The sequence below is a fragment of the Ruegeria sp. AN11 genome, from assembly GCF_056536005.1.
This window is the reverse complement of record NZ_JBQFJD010000001.1, coordinates 1,305,512-1,323,700: the sequence shown is the minus strand read 5'-3', so window position 1 is coordinate 1,323,700 and position 18,189 is coordinate 1,305,512. Positions and strand designations below refer to the sequence as shown.

Sequence of the window (18,189 nt, the reverse complement as noted above, 5' to 3'; positions counted from 1 at the left end):
CATCGGACGAATCGTTTTGGGGATGATTCGCCGTTAGCGTGAAACACACGCGAAGGCAGAATGGGGCAGCAGGAATGATTGGGCGCAGATCTCAGCGCGATTCCGAACAGGATACCGACGTCAGACCGAAGGGTTTTGACGACTACGAGGTTCGGCTGGGTGATGTGATGCGTGGCGAACGCGCCACAATGGGCAAGTCGCTTCTGGATGTTCAGCGCGAGTTGCGGATCAAAGCCAACTACATCGCTGCGATAGAAAACGCCGACCCTGACGCCTTCGACACGCCCGGCTTTATCGCCGGGTATGTGCGTTCTTACGCGCGTTATCTGGGTATGAACCCGGATGATACCTTCGCCGCGTTCTGCCAGGAAAGCGGGTTCGAGGTTGCGCACGGCATGTCGGCCGAAGCTTCGGTCATCCGCAAGGGTACAGGCAATCTGCCATCCCGGGGACCGATGGGCCGTGACCCGTTTATTTCTCCGAACACACCGTATCTGCCCGGCAGGGAATCGTTCGTAAGTCAGATCGAGCCGCGCGCCATAGGATCTTCACTGGTTCTTGTGGCTGTCATCTGCGGCATTGGATATGGCGGCTGGTCGGTTCTGAACCGGATTCAGCAGGTTCAGGTCAGCCCGGTCGAACAGGCACCGGTGGTTCTGTCCGACCTTGATCCCTTGGATGCTGCGCGTTCGAAAGAAGATGTTCAGGAAGTGGCGGCACTGGAGACACCCAGCGCCGAGGCACTGGACCGCCTTTATCGCCCGCAGGCTTTGGACGTTCCAGTTCTGGTCGCGCGTGACGCACCGATTTCGACCCTTGATCCGCGGGAAGTGGGCGCGTTCCGCCCGCCGGAGCTGCCCGAAATTCAACTGGCCGAGGTTCACACTGTCGAACGCCCCGCGCTGCCGCAGGTGGTCGAACAGATCGACACCACCCTCAAGATCGTAGCTGTGAACCCATCGTGGATGCGGATCACGGCGGCGGATGGCAGCATTCTGTTCGAAGGGACGCTGGGCACGGTCGAAAAAGGCAGTACATTCGAAGTGCCGCTGACCGAAGAACCGCCTCAATTGCGGGCAGGGGCATCGGGCGCGGTTTACTTCTCGATGAACGGTGAACACTTCGGTCCTGTTGGGGCACCCGGTACAGTCACCAAGGGTGTCGTGCTGTCGAAAGACGCGGTGGCAGAGCGGTTCCAGGTTGCCGACCTTGAGGCAGAACAGAACAGTGCGCTCAAGCAACTGGTCGCCGAGTTGCAGACGCAGGCGGCGGAAACCCCGTCCGAGTGATCTTGCCATTGCGATAGCCCCGTTGCCGGACTATCTAAAGTCGCAACTCTGGCTGTTCTGGACCCGTCCTCATGTCGCTCAATCACGTTCGTCCGTGGCGTAACATATACCGCCGCAAATCCCGTCAGATCATGGTCGGAGATGTCGCCATAGGTGGTGATGCACCGATCGCGGTTCAGACGATGACGAACACCCTGACAACGGATGTGGCGGCCACTGTGGCACAGGTGCAAGCCGCAGCCGAGGCCGGCGCGGACATCGTGCGGGTGTCGGTCCCGGATGAGGCGTCATCGAAAGCGCTGAAAGAGATCGTGCGCGAAAGCCCGGTACCGATTGTGGCAGATATCCACTTTCATTACCGCCGCGGCATCGAAGCCGCCGAAGCCGGCGCTGCCTGCCTGCGGATCAACCCCGGCAATATCGGCGACGAGAAGCGGGTGAAAGAGGTTATCAAGGCAGCCCGCGACCACAATTGTTCGATCCGGATCGGCGTGAACGCAGGTAGCCTGGAAAAGCACCTGCTTGAGAAATATGGCGAACCATGCCCCGAGGCGATGGTGGAAAGCGGGTTGGAGCATATCCGCATCCTGCAGGACAATGATTTCCACAACTTCAAGATCAGCGTAAAGGCCAGCGACGTGTTCCTGTCCGCAGCGGCCTATCAGGGCATTGCCGAAGCAACGGACGCCCCGATTCATCTGGGGATCACCGAAGCTGGCGGACTTGTCTCGGGTACAATCAAATCCGCAATCGGTCTGGGCAACCTGTTGTGGATGGGCATTGGTGACACGATCCGTGTCAGCCTGTCGGCTGACCCGGTCGAAGAGGTGAAGGTAGGATACGAAATCCTGAAATCGCTGGGCCTGCGCCATCGTGGGGTGAACATCATCTCGTGCCCCTCCTGCGCGCGCCAGGGGTTCGACGTGATCAAGACAGTCGAAGCGCTGGAACAGCGTCTTGAACACATCAAGACCCCGATGAGTCTTTCCATCATCGGCTGTGTCGTGAACGGCCCCGGAGAGGCGCTGATGACCGATGTCGGCTTTACCGGCGGCGGGGCAGGCTCGGGCATGGTCTATCTGGCCGGCAAGGCCAGCCACAAGATGTCGAACGATCAGATGATCGACCATATTGTTGAACAGGTCGAGAAGAAGGCGGCTGAGTTGGATGCCGCACAGGAGGCCGCCGAGTAAACCAGAGGTCAGCGATGTATGAAAAGGCAATTGAACAAGGCGGTGTCGCCGTTGTCACAGGGGCGGCCAGCGGTGTAGGGCGGGTTGCGGCCCTTAGGTTTGCGCAAAGCGGGCTTAGTGTCATTCTGGCGGATTTGCCGGGGGACAAGCTGAACGAGGCCGTGGCCGAGGTCAGTGCCAACGCTGCTGAAGGTGCGCAGGTCATTGGTGTTGCCACCGATGTCTCCAAACAGGAAGACATCGACGCACTGGCCGAAAAGGCCTTTGCAACCGGTCCGGTTGCAGTTCTCATGAACAATGCCGGGGTCGGTCTGCCGACCAAAGCGTGGTCGGAGATGGCGAACTGGCTGAAACTGCTGGAAATCAACTTTCTGGGCGTATTGCGCGGCGTTCAGGCCTTTCTGCCCCGCATGATCGAGGCGGACCGGCCGGCAGTCGTGATCAATACCGGATCAAAGCAGGGCATCACGACTCCGCCCGGCAATCCCGGCTACAATGTGAGCAAGGCCGCCGTGAAAGTGCTGAGCGAGCAATTGGCGTATGAGTTGCGCGAGGCGCGCGCGCCGATATCGGTGCATCTTTTCGTTCCGGGCTTTACCTACACCGGGATGATCGCCGCCTTTCTGCCGGAAAAGCCTGCCGGGGCCTGGACAAGCGAGCAAACGGTAGATCATTTCATCCATCGTATGGCGGACGGGGATTTCTACATCCTTTGCCCGGACAATGACGTGGACCGAACCCGCGACGAGCGCCGGATCGCGTGGAATGTCGAGGATATCACCCAGAACCGTCCGCCCTTGTCCCGATGGCACTCCGACTTCGCCGAAGGCTTTGCAAACTTCGAAAACACCGGGAAAAAGTAAAAAAGGCCGCGCGAAGCGGCCTATTCTTCAATGAACATCAAAGGGTAATCCCGGAATCGTTACCCTTGTTCGGCCCGAACACCGTCCGCAATCTGTTGCATCTGGTCGGCAGGCAGGTAGCCGCGCAGAAGTTCAGTACCCAGCACGAACGACGGGGTGCCGGAAATCCGCATGCGTTGCGCCAGTTCTCGGGTTTGGGCGATCTCTTTGGAAACCGCGTCGCTGTCCATGGCGACGATGATGTCGTCGGTTTCAAGACCCAGACCATCCGAGATACGACGCAGCGTGACTTCGTTGGGTTCGCCTGTGAATTCCAGCAGCGCATCGTGCACCTGCTTGTAGGCATCTGCACCTGCGACATGTTTGGTCGCCACGGCAAAGCGGGACGATATCATCGAAGCTTCGCCAAGGATTGGGAACTCCTTGATGATCAGCCGGATGTTCCCGTCTTCCGCCAGCAGAGCATCCACTTCGGGAACCGCACGGCGGCAATATCCGCAGCGATAGTCCATGAACTCGACCAGAGTGATGTCGCCATCGGGGTTTCCGCCCACCCAGCTATAGCCGTCATTGAACAGGTCCTCGGCATTGGCGGCGACCAGTTCCTGGTCTGCCACGGCCTCGGCGGCAGCGTTGCGCTGCTCCAGAATGTTGATCGCCTCGAGGATCACCTCGGGGTTTTGCAGCAGGTATTCGCGAACCTGTGTACCGAACTCGGCCTTTTCGGCGTCGCTCATGTCGTTCAGGTCCAGCGCCTGCACCGGTCCGGTGATCAGAGAAAGCCCAACAAGGGCCATGGCTGCATGTCTGAGGATCATCTGCGTTTCCTTTTCTTTTCTACCTGTTCCGAGGCTATCAGCACATCCTGCGCCCTTTGCCATCCCGGAGACCCTTCGGGCAATTGCCTTATGGCCCGTTTTGCGTGGATGCCTGCATCGGCCATGCGACCTTGCAGGGCAAATCGTTCCGCTGTCACAACCGCGGCCATTCCGTTGTTGCCGACCTGAGAATAGGCAACCCCCAGATCCTGCATCAGCCGACCGTTTCGATAATCGCGCGCGCGGGCTTTTTCAAGCGCTTGCAGGGCGTTCTCGGTTTGCCCTTGCGCCAGCAGCGCCCGCCCGTACCCGGCGAGGATAAGTGAGTCGTTCGGGGCCATTTCAACAGCACGGCCGTAGGCGGCAACAGCCTGATCCATCTGCCTGTTTTCCAGCAATATCTGCCCCTTGAGTTCGTAGTAGTACGGATCGTCCGGGCGAATGGCCAGTGCCCCGTCAATCGCCGCGCGCGCCGCGGCAAGATCTCGGTTCTGGTGGTGCGCTGCTGCCTGGCGCATCAGGCGAATATCCTCCGCGCTTTCCTCGCGCGCGCGTCGCATTGTCCAGGCAGGCGTTCGCAGAAACGCAGACAGCTTGCCCTTGACGCGGGCAAACCAGTAGTCGGCATTGGCGTTGTGGGTCGAGTTGTCTCCGAACTCGTCAAGAAACGCCTCGGCCGCGCGCAGGCGTTCCCGGCTGGTGGGGTGGGACCGTGTATAAGGATCCTGATTTGCCTCGCTCAGCAGTTCCTGGCCGGCAAACTTGCGATGCAGGGCCACCATGCCCTTTGGTGAGATGCCCGCCCATCGCAGATAACCTGCCGCACTGCGATCTGCCGATGCCTCTTCGGCGCGTGTATGCCCCAGAAAGCTGCGCAGGGCTGATCCGGATGTCCCGGCAGCGATGCCGCCGGCTGCTTCGCCACCGCCCGCCGCGGCGACAATCAGCGCCAAAGCGGTTCCCAGAGAAGCATTGCGCTTTGCGGCGCGCAGGTTTTCCACACGTCTGGCCAGATGGCCATTTGCGATATGTGCGGCCTCATGCGCGATGACAGCCTGCAGCATCTCGGGGCTGTCGACAGTCAGGATCAGCCCGTAGTTCACGTAGATGGCGTTGTAATCGATGACGAAGGCGTTGAACGTCTTGTCGTGGACGACCAGAATCCGCACCCTGTTCGTGTTCAGTCCAGCAGCCCGCAGCACCGGAAAAGCCAGTTCCCGCAATCCGTGTTCGATGTCAGGATCGCGGATCAGGCCCTGTGCCTTGGCGGGAACAGCGCCGGTTATCCATGTCACCGCAATCAGCAACATGGCCGGGATTGACGCCAGCCTGGATACGCGTTCAAAAGCCATGGCCGCAACATGGGAGATGGCCATGAGAAACTCAACCCGATCCGGGGTCGATCCCTTCATCGTGATGGATGTGATGGAAGCCGCGCGCCGCGCCGAAGAAGCAGGACGCCATATCATCCACATGGAAGTCGGGCAGCCCGGAACCGGTGCCCCCAAAGGCGCAGTCGAGGCTTTGGCGTCGGCCATGGGTCAGTCGCCGCTGGGCTATACCGTTTCGCTGGGCCTGCCGGCGCTGCGGCAACGGATCGCACAAATGTATGGCGAGTGGTACAATGTCGATCTGAACCCTGACCGGGTGGTGATTACGCCCGGATCTTCCGGTGGGTTTCTGCTGGCGTTCACCGCGCTTTTCGACAGCGGCGATCGGGTCGGTATCGGCGCGCCGGGCTATCCCTCTTACCGGCAGATCCTCAGGGCGCTTGGGCTGGTTCCGGTCGATCTGCCGACCGCGCCGGAAAACCGCCTGCAACCCGTCCCGGCGGATTTCGCGGGGCTTGATCTGCAAGGTTTGATGGTGGCGTCCCCGGCAAACCCGACCGGTACCATGCTGGATCGACCGGCTATGGCCGCGCTGATTGATGCGGCCCGTGGACAGAACGCGTCATTCATAAGCGACGAAATCTACCACGGCCTGGAATACGAGGCCAAAGCCGTCACCGCGCTGGAACTGACGGACGAATGCTACGTCATCAACTCGTTCTCCAAGTATTTCTCGATGACCGGCTGGCGGGTCGGCTGGATGGTGGTGCCCGAGGACCAAGTGCGCGTGGTCGAGCGGATCGCTCAGAACATGTTCATCTGCGCCCCACACGCCAGCCAGGTCGCGGCGCTGGCCGCGATGGATTGCGAGGACGAACTGCAGGCCAATCTGGACGTCTACCGGCAAAACCGAGCCCTCATGCTGGATGGGCTGCCCAAAGCCGGATTTACCAATATCGCACCGCCGGACGGCGCTTTCTACGTTTATGCCGATGTATCGGACCTGACGCAGGACAGCCGCGCCTTTGCGGCTGAGATTTTGGAACAGGCCGGTGTGGCGGTGACGCCAGGGCTGGATTTCGATCCCGAACGCGGCCACAAGACCCTTCGATTTTCCTATGCCCGCTCGACGGCGGACATACAGGAAGGGTTGCAGCGGCTGCGCAGCTTCATGGCTGCACGAGGGGCCATCCCGCAGGCAGTGTAACCCGTTCACAAACCGGCGCTGGTACAGTAGGGTCTGCGCAACACGATCTCGGGAAAACTTGAGGCCATGAGCAGACTTTTCTATGCCTTCGCGCTGATCTGGGCGCTGACGGGCGCTGTCGCAGCGCAGGATTTCAGCGCCCTTGCGCGCGTGCAGCCGGACAAAAGCCGTATCACGGATGTCGGCCGAACCGGCGTGAAGGTGGATATCGGGCTGAGCCAGGGCGTGCCTTACCGCGTTTTCACTTTGCGGGATCCGTATCGCATGGTGCTTGACTTCCGCGAGGTCGACTGGACGGGTCTGATCAGCAGTGAATTCCTGCAATCCGAACGGATCAGTGAGGTGCAGTTCGGTACTTACGTCCCCGGCTGGTCCCGTCTGGTCCTGGAACTTGGTGCGCCGATGGGTGTCGATACGGCGCAGTTGAAGCTGGATCAGATAACAGGCACCGCGGTGTTGTCCCTTATGCTCAAGGGGGTCGAGTTCGACTTGTTCAATGCCAGCGCCGGTGCTCCTCAGGTTCCCGGTTGGGATTTGCCGGAAGCGACCGCCCCACTTCCGGCAGTGCCGCGTGATCCCGACGGACCCATTCGCGTCATGCTGGACCCTGGACATGGCGGCATCGACCCGGGGGCCGAGGTTGGCGGCACCGATGAAAAAACCCTGATGCTTACCTTTGCGCGCGAACTGAAAGAGCTATTGCTGCGTTCAGGCGGGTATGAAGTGGTTCTGACCCGCGTCGAAGACCAGTTTGTTTCGCTGGAGCGGCGAATTGCGCTGGCGCATCGGGCCGGTGCCGATGTGTTCATCTCGCTGCACGCGGATTCCCTGTCGGACGGGCAGGCGCATGGTGCGGCCGTGTATACCCTGTCAACTGACGCATCGGATGTTGCCAGCCAGAAACTTGCGGAACGTCACGACCGGGGCGACCTGCTCTCGGGGGTGGATCTGAACGGGGCCGACGATCAGGTTGCGGATGTTTTGCTGGACATGGCCCGTCAGGAAACCAGACCGCGCACCAACGCATTGGCGCGGGCTTTGGCCAATGGCATGGCGCAGCAAGGTGGTCCGATGAACCGGCGGCCCGTCCGTACGGCCTCTTTCTCGGTTCTCAAGGCGGCGGACATTCCCTCGGTGCTGGTCGAACTGGGTTTTCTTTCCAGCCCCAGAGACCTGAAAAACCTGCAAAATTCCGAATGGCGCGCGCAAATGGCGCGTGGGATTTACAACGGTCTGGAAAACTGGCGACAGCAGGATGTAATCAGACGCTCATTGATTGGCCAGTGACCCCGCGTCGCAAACAGGCTAGAATACGCCATGGTGTTTTGACCTGGCATGGGGCCGACACTATATAGGCCGCACCGCGAGTAAAAGGCAGTACAGTGATCCGGTTCATTCTTTCGTTTTTCGGGGCGATCTTCAGCCTCGTGACCCTGGGTATCTTCATGGCGGCACTGGTCATCGGTGCGGTCTTTTGGATGTATGGGCGCGACCTGCCCAGTCATGAATCACTGGCGCAGTACAAGCCGCCCACGATCAGCAGGATTTATTCCGGTAAAGGGCAGCTGATCGACGAATTCGCCCAGGAACGCCGCCTGTTCACGCCGTCCGAGGAAATCCCGGATCTGGTGAAGCAGGCCTTTATTTCGGCGGAAGACAAGAATTTCTACACCCATCAGGGCTATGACCCGCGCGGGATAATTGCTGCGGGTGTCGAAGCGGTGAAATCCAAAGGTGAAAACGTGCGCGGCGCGTCGACCATCACGCAGCAGGTCATGAAGAACTTTCTGTTGTCCGGCGACCGGCAGGCCGAACGCAAGATCAAGGAAATCATCCTTGCGACCCGGCTTGAAGACACTCTGGACAAGGAACAGATCCTCGAACTTTACATGAACGAGATCTTTTTGGGCCAGAACTCTTACGGTGTGACGGCAGCAGCACAGACGTATTTCAACAAGACGCTGCAGGAACTGGCCCCGCATGAGGCCGCCATGTTGGCTGCCATGCCGAAGGCGCCGTCAAACTACCATCCAGTTTTGCAAAAGGAACGCTTGCTGGCGCGTCGCGACTACGTGCTGCGGGAAATGAACCAGAACGGCTACATTGACCGGGCTACCTATGAGGCCGAGGTCAACATGCCTTTGCGCTCGGTACAGAACGGTGACTTTGAAAGCTTCCGCACGGCATTGCCGCCCCGTGACTATTTCACCGACGAAATCCGCCGCCAGCTAAGCGAAGATTTCGGCGAGGGTGAATTCTTTACCGGCGGTTTCACTGTGCGCGCGTCGGTGGACGAGGAAATGCAGGTCGAAGCTGCCAAGGCCCTGCGCACGGCCCTGCAGAAATACGACCGCTCGCGCGGGAAATGGCGCGGTACGGGTGAGGTGATCCCGGAAGAAAAACTGGCGGAGGAAGCCCAGTGGCGCGAGGCGCTGGCCATCATGGAAATTCCGCGCGATGTCGAATTGCCGACCCAATGGTATCCGGCTGTTGTGATGAATGTGGCCGATCAGTCGCTGACCGTGGGTATCGAAAACGGTCCGGCAGACGGAACCATTCCACGCGAAGACATCAAATGGATGCAGGGCAGTTTCAAGGACAATTTCAAGCGCGGCGATGTCATTCTGGTGATGGCCGGGGAAGAAGGGCAGTGGTCTGCCCGCCAAGTGCCTGAGGTGCAGGGCGGCTTCGTCGCGATGGATGTGAACTCGGGCCGTGTTCTGGCGATGCAGGGCGGGTTTTCGTATCAGGATTCGGTGTTTAACCGTGCCACGCAGGCTCAGCGTCAGCCGGGGTCCAGCTTTAAGCCTTTCGTCTATGCCGCCGCGCTGGACAGTGGTTACAGTCCCGCCACCATCGTTGTGGACGCCCCGATTGAGGTGAACACGCCGCAGGGTCTCTGGCGGCCCAAGAACTCGTCGAACAAATTCTACGGGCCAACACCGCTGCGCACCGGGATCGAACAGTCGCGGAACCTCATGACCATCCGTCTGGCCCAGGAGGTGACGATGCCGGTGGTTGCGGGATATGCCGAACGGTTTGGTGTTTATGACCGAATGGGCGCGTTCCTTGCGAACTCGCTGGGATCGGAAGAAACGACGCTGTACAAAATGGTCGCCGCCTATGCGATGTTCGCGAACGGCGGCGAGCGGGTCGAACCCACTCTGGTCGACCGTATCCAGGACCGGTTCGGAAAGACGATCTACCGGCATGATGACCGCCAGTGTCTGGACTGCAACTCGACCTGGCTGGAACCGGATGAGTCGCCGCAGATCGTGACCGACCGCGAACAGGTTATGGATGCCATCACCGCCTATCAATTGACGTCTATGATGAAAGGTGTGGTTGATCGCGGCACCGCGTCGCGTGTTGTCAACCTGCCGGTGCCGACTGCCGGCAAGACTGGCACCACCAACGAATCCAAGGACGCCTGGTTTATCGGCTTCACCTCGAACATCGTGGCCGGCTGCTATATTGGCTACGACCGACCGCGTCCGATGGGCAGTGGCGCCTATGGCGGTACGATGTGCGGGCCGGTATTCCAAAGTTTCATGGAAAAGGCGGTCGAGAAATATGGCGGCGGTCCGTTCGAAGTTCCGCCAGGCGGGCACTTCATCAAGATTGACCGTTTCAGCGGGGCGCGCCTGCCAGAGGATGCGGTCGGGGAATATGTGGTTGCCGAGTATTTCCGCGACGGTGTCGATGGCTTCATAGACCGGATTTTCGATGGCGGCTTTGCCATGGGTTCCGATTTGCCACTGTTCGAAGAAGTAAGCGGATCGGGTCGGCAGGTGACAACTTCCACCGGAAGTACAGTTACGGTCGGACCCAACGCAAGCCAGGGTGATCTGCAGGGGGGCGGACTATACTAGTCCGCAACTTGTAGGAATAGGTTCAACAGGTCAGTTCGCTGTCATCGGTAATCTGTTCACAAGACCGCCAGCAGATCGATAGCGCACATTTGGCAGCAGCCCATTTGGCAAACCGTTTGGCCGGCACGTCCAGTGCGTCCGAATAGAACGACAGGCAGCGGCTAACTTGCGAAGGCTCGCGTACAAGTTCCGGCATGCCTTTTGGATGTCGCAGAGCGTTTGCCATTTCGAAAGCGGCATCCCCCAGATATCCCTTGGCATCTATAACCCGAGGACCGGCATCCGATAGTAGCGCGTTGTCGGTATGCAGATCGCCGTGAAGCGGGTCGTGCGTGTGCTGACTGCTTAACAGATCTTGGGCCAGCCCCGTGTCCGCAAGCAACGCGATGCGTGTCAGGTCCCAACTGTCAAAAACTCGCCCGACGCATCCTTCATTCGCACCTCACTTGTCTTGTGGTGGCTCACGCCTCTTGCTATCACGCAGGCCTGATTGAGCAAGTTGGGACAAAACCATGCGCGCCGAAACCCAGAATATTGTGGCGGAAATAGAAAAGTCGCTGGAGCTGCTGGCGAAGCGCATGGATTACGAAACGGCGCCGCACCGGCTTGAGGAATTTAACGCACGCGTCGAAGACCCGAACCTTTGGGACAACCCGGAGAACGCTCAGAAGCTGATGCGCGAGCGCCAGATGCTGGTCGATGCCATCGAAACCTACGAGTCGATCAAGACCGACCTGAGTGACAATGTCGAACTGATCGAACTGGGCGAGATGGAAGAGGACGAAGAAGTCGTCGCCGACGCCGAGGACGCAATCAGGAAACTGAAGGCCAAGGCCGCCAAGAAAGAGCTTGAGGCCCTGCTGGATGGCGAGGCAGACGGCAATGACACGTTCCTTGAGATCAACTCGGGCGCGGGGGGCACCGAAAGTTGTGACTGGGCCTCGATGCTGGCGCGGATGTATGTGCGCTGGGCCGAGAAAAAGGGCTATACGGTCGAATTGCAGTCCGAGACCGCGGGTGAAGAGGCGGGGATCAAGTCTGCCGCCTACAAGATTTCAGGCCACAACGCCTATGGCTGGCTAAAGTCGGAAAGCGGGGTGCACCGGCTTGTGCGCATCTCGCCCTATGACTCGGCGGCCAAGCGGCACACGTCGTTCAGCTCGGTCTGGGTCTATCCGGTGGTAGACGACAATATCGAGATCGAGGTGAACCCGTCGGACATCCGCATCGATACTTACCGCTCTTCGGGTGCCGGTGGTCAGCACGTGAACACCACGGACTCGGCGGTTCGGATCACGCACATCCCCACGGGCATCGTTGTGACATCGTCCGAGAAGTCGCAGCATCAGAACCGTGACATCGCCATGAAGGCGCTGAAATCGCGCCTGTACCAGCAGGAACTGGACCGTCGCAACGCCGATATCAACGCGGCGCACGAAGCCAAGGGCGATGCCGGGTGGGGCAATCAGATCCGGTCTTACGTGTTGCAGCCTTATCAGATGGTCAAGGACCTGCGGACCAATCACGAAACCTCGGATACCAAAGGGGTTCTGGACGGTGATCTGGATGGGTTTATGGCAGCCACGCTGGCCCAGAACGTTGCCGGCAAAAGCCGGTCCGAAGCGCAGGGCGACGGCTGATACCAAGGGGGCTCTGCCCCCGTCGCGGCGGGCCGCGACTCCCCCGGGATATTTTTGGCCAGATGAAGCGGATCCGTCGGGGTGCCTGGGGGTCCCGAAAAGATACATGTAAACAGTGGGTTTAATTGGCAGGTTGCCCCGGCTAGGCTGGTGGCGACCACGTTGTATCTGAGCTGATGAACTCCCATGGATCTGAGCCAAACTTCCGCCGTTGCATTGCTGTCTGCGCTGTCCTCGGGGCAATTGACGGCTGCTGAGTTGATGCGCGAAACCTTGCATCGGATTGCCAGCGTTAATGGAGAGGTCAACGCCATCGTCGCCCTGCGCGATGAGGATGAGTTGATGTCCGAGGCTGAGGCGCTGGATGCCGGTCCCCGGCGCGGCCCGCTGCATGGACTGCCCATGGCGGTCAAGGATCTGGTCAATGTGGCCGGGATTGTGTCGTCTCATGGATCGCCGATTTACCGAAACAACGTGCCCGAGCGGGACGATCTGATCGCAGAAAGATTGCGGGCTGCCGGCGCCATTCTGATCGGCAAAACCAATACACCCGAGTTCGGGCTGGGATCGCATACGTTCAATCCGGTGTATGGCGCCACGCGCAACCCGTACGACCCCGCCCGAACCTGCGGTGGTTCGTCCGGCGGCGCGGCGGTGGCGTTGGCCACGGGTATGGTGGCCTTGGCGGATGGCTCGGACATGATGGGCAGCCTTCGCAACCCGGCGGCTTGGAACAATGTATACGGGTTCCGGCCAAGCTGGGGCCGGGTTCCGAGTGAACCGATCGGAGACGGTTTTCTGCATCAGCTTTCGACATTGGGCCCCATGGCCCGCAGCCCGCAAGATTTGGGTATTTTGCTGGACGTCATGGCAGGTCCGGATGCAGGTCAGCCAATGTCAGTTGATGGCGGCGCTGTATCACCTGTGCTGCCGGTTGATCTCACCGGTTTGCGTGTTGGCTGGCTGGGTGACTGGGGCGGTGCCTTTCCGTTCGAAACCGGGATCGCCGATCTGTGCCGGTCCGCGCTGACCGTGTTTTCGGATTTGGGGGCCGAGGTCGAAGAAACAAAACCGCCTTTTTACGCAAGCCAGATCTGGGACAGCTGGATTACACTGCGATCCTGGAGCGTTGCGGCTGGGCTTTTGGAACTGTCCGAGCATCGGGACGTGCTGAAGGATACCGCACAATGGGAGCTGGATCGGGGACTGGCGCTAAGTGCGATGGACGTGCATCACGCCAGCGTTCTGCGATCCGAGTGGTATCGATGTGCCGCCCGTTTGTTTGAGACGTATGATGCGCTGGTGCTGCCAACGGCTCAAGTGTGGCCTTTTGCCGTCGAAACTGCGTATCCGACCGAAATAGACGGGCAGGCGATGGACACCTATCACCGCTGGATGCAGGTCGTCACACCGGTCAGCCTGATCGGGTTGCCCTGCCTGTCGGTTCCTGTGGGTTTTGGAGAGAACGGTCTGCCAATGGGAATGCAGATTTTCGGGCCGCGCGGCGCTGATGCAAAGCTTTTGTCCATCGGGGCAAGCTATCACGATGCAACCGGCTGGCCCCAAAAACGACCGGCCCTGCAATAGGGTCGCTGGGGAGGAGAGACAGACATGGAAAAACCCTTTGGCGTTCCGACAATGCAGCAGGCCGATACGGCGATGCTGCGGCAGGCTATTCGTCAGGCATGGGCCGATTATCGTCAGGCGCCGGTATTCGGGTTTCTGTTCGCGGGATTCTACGTGTTGGCCGGGTGGGCAATGGCATGGGTCACTTTGAAAACAGGAACCACCTACTGGCTTGTTCTTGCCGCGATCGGTTTCCCGCTGCTTGGGCCATTTGCGGCGGTTGGACTTTACGAAGTATCCCATCGGCTTGAGCAGGGAGAACCGCTGGATTTCGGGTCGATTTTTGGCGTGGTGCTGCAGCAGGGCCGCCGCCAGTTGCCCTCAATCTGTGCGATCATCGTAGTGATGTTTCTGTTCTGGTTCTTTCTGGGGCACATGATTTTCGCTTTGTTCATGGGGCTTTCCACCATGACGAATGTCTCTTCCTCGATTGAGGTGTTTTTGACTGCGAACGGATTGGCGATGCTGGCCATCGGCTCGGTCGTTGGCGCAATATTCGCGACCGTGCTGTATATGATCACAGTGCTTTCGATTCCGATGCTGCTGGATCGCGAACTGGATTTCGTAACCGCCATGATCGCCAGCTTCAGCTATGTTCGTGACAATTTCCCGGTCATGGTCGGATGGGGCATGTTTATTGCGGTTCTGACCTTTGTGGCGATGTTGCCTTGGTTTCTTGGGTTGTTTCTTGTGTTGCCGTTACTGGGGCACGCCAGTTGGCATCTGTACCGGCTGATCACGCAGGAACAGAATGCTGTTTCCGAGTAAGGCAGGGGGCTTGTTCCAAGTACAGGATCATAGCCAGGCGCGTGCGGCCCTTGCCGCGCCGAAGACTGCGGACCGGTCCGATCCCAGATGCCGCAACATGATCCGCCGTGTCCCGCTGGGGTCCGTGGATGTGTCCGACAATCTGATTGCCACGCCCCGCAGTTGACCGGCCTGATCTCCGGAATGATGAGAGATCAGGAACATCCGGCTGTTTTGCGCGTCGCGCTGTGACATCAGGATATAGATCTGACGACCAGCGCAGGCGGCAATGCCCTGAACCTCACGTTCTTTGGGCGGCGCCTCGGGCATGGTGGGACGAGGCTCGTAGCTGCGCACAAGCGTACATTGCGGCAGTCTGCGGGCGTAGAACAACCGATGCCGCAGCGCGTTGTTGCTGTCCAGCGCCGATTCCGTCGCATAGTAGAATCCGGCAGGAAACAGGGTCTCGGGCAAGGCATTCGGGCCAGACCCCAGGAACTCGGTCAGGGCCGAGGCTGCGGGGTGGCGGAAAGGCTGGGCGATCTCGTCCAGTGGTTTCAGCAGGATACGGGCGTCGACTTTGAAAAAGCGGCAAATGCGGTCCAGTACGTCGGGCCTGGGAAAGCTCTCGCCGCTAAGATATCTGTTGTACTGCGTCCGGTTGATACCAAGCTGGCGGCAAAGCTCTGAGACAGAGGGGTACTGGTGAGACAGCAATCTCAGATTTGCGCCGAACATTCTGCGCAATTCAGCAGGGCTGCGGAAGTCATTCGTCATTCTCGTCCCGGAACTCACGTATTCTTTTTGGAACCAAGGACACGTGCGGCTCATAGGGCGCGCTGCGTCTGAAATCGTGACTAAACACCTGACGGACGTGTGTTCACGTCTCGTTGCGTGTAGAGGCTAACGCCCAAAGGAATAAACGCAATAGGCTAAATCGCCATTTGAGTGGTCTTATTTTCGATTTCTGAGGCGTATGGCAGTTGAACCGCAGCCACACCGACGTGCGCGTTGCAGTCAATTGGGGCGCTAACCAGGGCGGGCTGGCCCGCCCTGGTCGCAATGATCTTGTGTCCGGAGCGGAGTTTTCAGCTCAGTCGCCGCGCAGCAGTGCGGCAACGCCAGTACGGGCGATCTCCAAAAGGCCCAGAGGACGCATCAGATCGGCGAAGGCGTCGATCTTGTCCGGGGCGCCGGTGATCTCGAAGATGAAGGAATTCAGCGTGCTGTCGACCACGTTGGCACGGAAGATGTCCGCCAGACGCAGCGCTTCGACCCGCTTGTCGCCTTCGCCCACAACCTTGATGATCGCCAGTTCACGCTCGACCGAGGGACCTTCGACGGTCAGGTCATGCACGTCATGGACGGTAACGATCCGACCCAGCTGCGCCTTGATCTGCTCGATCACCTGCGGCGTGCCGGTGGTGACGATGGTGATACGGCTGAGATGGCCGGTATGATCCACCTCGGCCACTGTCAGGCTTTCGATGTTGTAACCGCGGCCCGAGAACAGTCCGATCACGCGGGCCAGAACACCCGGTTCGTTCTCGACCAAAACGGCGATCGTATGCTGTTCCTGCACGTCCGAGAAAGTCGGGCGTAGGTTATAGGCCGAATGGCGGTTCGCGCCTTTTTTGATATGTAGGGCAGACATTTATGTCCCTTTCGTCATCACATAGTGCCGGGCACAAGAGGCGCCCGACAAAATTTGTCGATTTTTGTCAGACCAGAACCGAGCCTTTGGAGTCGATGACGCCCTGCGTTTCGGCCTCGCCCAGCAGCATCTCATTGTGCGCCTTGCCCGACGGGATCATGGGGAAGCAGTTCTCGTGCTTTTCAACCAGACAGTCGAAGATCACCGGGCCGTCATAGTTGATCATCTCCATGATCGCATCATCCAGATCGGCCGGGTCAGTGCACAGGATACCCTTGGCTCCGAACGCCTCGGCGAGCTTGACGAAATCGGGCAGCGCTTCGGACCACGAATGGGAATAGCGTTCGCCATGCAGCAATTCCTGCCACTGACGTACCATGCCAAGACGTTCGTTGTTCAGGATGAACTGTTTCACCGGCAGACGATACTGCGCTGCGGTGCCCATTTCCTGCATGTTCATCAACCAGGATGCCTCTCCGGCAACGTTGATGACCAGCGCGTCGGGATGCGCCATCTGTACGCCGATGGAGGCGGGGAAGCCGTAGCCCATCGTGCCCAGGCCACCTGAGGTCATCCAGCGGTTGGGGTCTTCGAACCCAAGATACTGCGCGGCCCACATCTGATGCTGGCCCACTTCGGTTGTGATGTAACGGTCGTGGTCCTTCGTCAGTTCTTCCAGCCGTTGCAGCGCGTATTGCGGCTTGATGGTCTTTTCGCTGTTGGTATAGGCGAGGCAGTTGACCTTGCGCCACTCATCGACCTGAGCCTGCCATTTCTTGACGGCAGCGGCATTGGTTTTGCGCCCGCGGGCTTTCCAGACTTTCAGAATGTCCTCAAGAACATGGGCGACGTCGCCAACAATCGGGATGTCCACACGGATCACCTTGTTGATCGACGAAGGATCAATGTCGATATGGGCTTTTTTCGACTTGGGCGAGAACGCATCGATCCGACCGGTAATCCGGTCGTCGAACCGCGCGCCGATATTGATCATCAGATCGCAATCGTGCATCGCTAGATTGGCTTCATAAAGACCATGCATGCCCAGCATACCCAGCCAGTTCTTACCCGACGCCGGATAGGCACCCAAACCCATCAGGGTTGAAGTGATCGGAAAGCCCGTCGCATCCACCAGTTCGCGCAGCAATTGGCTGGCGGCAGGGCCCGAGTTAATCACGCCGCCGCCGGTATAGAACACGGGCTTTTTCGCGGTTTCCATTGCCGCGACAAGTTCGGTGATCTCTTCCAGATCACCTTTCAGCACCGGTTGGTAATGCGAAGTCGAGGGCTTGGGCGGGCTGTATTCGCCCGAGGCGAACTGCACATCCTTCGGGATGTCGATCAGCACCGGACCGGGGCGGCCCGATTTGGCGACATGAAAGGCCTCGTGCATGGTCGCGGCCAGAGAATCCGTGTCCTTGACCAGCCAGTTGTGCTTGGTGCATGGGCGGGTAATGCCAACGGTGTCGGCCTCCTGAAAGGCGTCCGAGCCGATCATGAATGTGGGAACCTGACCGGTCAGAACGACGATCGGGATCGAGTCCAGCAATGCATCCGTCAGACCCGTTACCGCGTTTGTGGCACCGGGGCCGGACGTCACCAGCGCAACGCCGGGCTTCCCGGTCGAGCGGGCATAGCCTTCGGCTGCATGAACCGCGCCCTGTTCGTGACGTACCAGGATGTGGCGAATGTCGTTTTGCAGAAAGATCTCATCATAGATCGGTAGCACGGCGCCGCCGGGGTATCCGAATACTGTGTCCACGCCCTGATCCTTGAGGGCCTGAACCACCATCTTTGCGCCGGTCATCTCACGTGTCATCTGCTTTGCTCCGTTCGCGACATGTGTCTTGCGTTTGACAAAAAAAAGCCCCCGAGATTTTCGGAGGCGCATGGGTTCGATTATGGTTTACCGTTACCGGCCCATGCGCGTGGTTCCTACGATTACGACT

Annotated in this window: 15 protein-coding genes; 9 read left to right on the top strand and 6 right to left on the bottom strand. The window is 59.3% G+C overall.

From position 1 onward, the window contains the following. Positions 1 to 74 precede the first annotated feature (74 nt). The 3 genes from ACR3EQ_RS06515 (at position 75) to ACR3EQ_RS06505 (ending at position 3,345) form a co-directional block, all read left to right on the top strand. Entirely contained in the window at positions 75 to 1,289 is a 1,215-nt protein-coding gene (locus tag ACR3EQ_RS06515; RefSeq protein ID WP_170610344.1) for a helix-turn-helix domain-containing protein, read from the top strand. A 71-nt stretch (positions 1,290 to 1,360) separates the two neighbouring features. After that, entirely contained in the window at positions 1,361 to 2,482 is a 1,122-nt protein-coding gene (ispG, locus tag ACR3EQ_RS06510) for a flavodoxin-dependent (E)-4-hydroxy-3-methylbut-2-enyl-diphosphate synthase (protein ID WP_170610347.1), read from the top strand. A 14-nt stretch (positions 2,483 to 2,496) separates the two neighbouring features. Continuing rightward, on the top strand, positions 2,497 to 3,345 hold the full coding sequence (locus ACR3EQ_RS06505; RefSeq protein WP_170610350.1) for an SDR family NAD(P)-dependent oxidoreductase: 849 nt from the start codon (positions 2,497 to 2,499) through the stop codon (positions 3,343 to 3,345). A gap of 59 nt (positions 3,346 to 3,404) precedes the next feature. Here ACR3EQ_RS06505 and ACR3EQ_RS06500 read toward each other — a convergent pair whose 3' ends face one another. Together ACR3EQ_RS06500 and ACR3EQ_RS06495 are read right to left on the bottom strand one after the other, a co-directional pair. Further along, entirely contained in the window at positions 3,405 to 4,163 is a 759-nt protein-coding gene (locus ACR3EQ_RS06500) for a DsbA family protein (protein WP_480490135.1), read from the bottom strand. Continuing rightward, positions 4,160 to 5,539, bottom strand: coding sequence for a M48 family metalloprotease (locus tag ACR3EQ_RS06495; RefSeq protein ID WP_480490133.1), 1,380 nt, complete (start codon positions 5,537 to 5,539; stop codon positions 4,160 to 4,162). The genes ACR3EQ_RS06500 and ACR3EQ_RS06495 overlap by 4 nt, the downstream gene beginning before the upstream one ends. Between ACR3EQ_RS06495 and ACR3EQ_RS06490 the strand changes: the two genes are divergently transcribed. The 3 genes from ACR3EQ_RS06490 to ACR3EQ_RS06480 all read left to right on the top strand — a co-directional run bounded on the left by ACR3EQ_RS06490 (position 5,538) and on the right by ACR3EQ_RS06480 (position 10,573). After that, the gene (locus tag ACR3EQ_RS06490) at positions 5,538 to 6,701 is read left to right on the top strand and encodes an aminotransferase class I/II-fold pyridoxal phosphate-dependent enzyme (protein ID WP_170824475.1); all 1,164 of its coding nucleotides are present in this window, start codon (positions 5,538 to 5,540) and stop codon (positions 6,699 to 6,701) included. The genes ACR3EQ_RS06495 and ACR3EQ_RS06490 overlap by 2 nt on opposite strands. A gap of 66 nt (positions 6,702 to 6,767) precedes the next feature. Then, entirely contained in the window at positions 6,768 to 7,988 is a 1,221-nt protein-coding gene (locus ACR3EQ_RS06485; RefSeq protein ID WP_170816580.1) for an N-acetylmuramoyl-L-alanine amidase, read from the top strand. 95 nt (positions 7,989 to 8,083) lie between these two features. Further along, positions 8,084 to 10,573, top strand: a complete 2,490-nt coding sequence (locus tag ACR3EQ_RS06480) for a PBP1A family penicillin-binding protein (protein WP_170610366.1) — start codon at positions 8,084 to 8,086, stop codon at positions 10,571 to 10,573. A gap of 22 nt (positions 10,574 to 10,595) precedes the next feature. On the opposite strand, the gene ACR3EQ_RS06475 is transcribed toward ACR3EQ_RS06480, so the two are convergent. Then, entirely contained in the window at positions 10,596 to 10,955 is a 360-nt protein-coding gene (locus tag ACR3EQ_RS06475) for an aminoglycoside phosphotransferase family protein (protein WP_480490130.1), read from the bottom strand. A gap of 130 nt (positions 10,956 to 11,085) precedes the next feature. Here ACR3EQ_RS06475 and prfB point away from each other — a divergent pair, with 130 nt between their 5' ends. From prfB to ACR3EQ_RS06460, 3 genes are all read left to right on the top strand, one after another. Next, positions 11,086 to 12,213, top strand: a complete 1,128-nt coding sequence (gene prfB / locus ACR3EQ_RS06470) for a peptide chain release factor 2 (protein WP_170610394.1) — start codon at positions 11,086 to 11,088, stop codon at positions 12,211 to 12,213. Between the two features lie 186 nt (positions 12,214 to 12,399). Beyond that, positions 12,400 to 13,800 carry an amidase gene (locus ACR3EQ_RS06465; protein ID WP_480490128.1) on the top strand — a complete coding sequence of 467 codons (1,401 nt, stop codon included), beginning with the start codon at positions 12,400 to 12,402 and terminating at the stop codon, positions 13,798 to 13,800. 24 nt (positions 13,801 to 13,824) lie between these two features. After that, entirely contained in the window at positions 13,825 to 14,607 is a 783-nt protein-coding gene (locus tag ACR3EQ_RS06460) for a DUF2189 domain-containing protein (protein WP_170610400.1), read from the top strand. 27 nt (positions 14,608 to 14,634) lie between these two features. Here the strand turns inward: ACR3EQ_RS06460 and ACR3EQ_RS06455 are convergent, their stop codons facing one another. The 3 genes from ACR3EQ_RS06455 to ACR3EQ_RS06445 all read right to left on the bottom strand — a co-directional run bounded on the left by ACR3EQ_RS06455 (position 14,635) and on the right by ACR3EQ_RS06445 (position 18,059). Continuing rightward, a complete protein-coding gene (locus ACR3EQ_RS06455) occupies positions 14,635 to 15,363 on the bottom strand; it encodes a helix-turn-helix domain-containing protein (protein ID WP_480490126.1) in 729 nt (242 codons plus the stop codon). 316 nt (positions 15,364 to 15,679) lie between these two features. Beyond that, positions 15,680 to 16,240: an acetolactate synthase small subunit gene (ilvN, locus tag ACR3EQ_RS06450; protein WP_170610415.1), complete on the bottom strand. Its 561-nt coding sequence runs from the start codon at positions 16,238 to 16,240 to the stop codon at positions 15,680 to 15,682. A 67-nt stretch (positions 16,241 to 16,307) separates the two neighbouring features. After that, on the bottom strand, positions 16,308 to 18,059 hold the full coding sequence (locus tag ACR3EQ_RS06445; protein WP_170610417.1) for an acetolactate synthase 3 large subunit: 1,752 nt from the start codon (positions 18,057 to 18,059) through the stop codon (positions 16,308 to 16,310). Positions 18,060 to 18,189 lie beyond the last annotated feature (130 nt).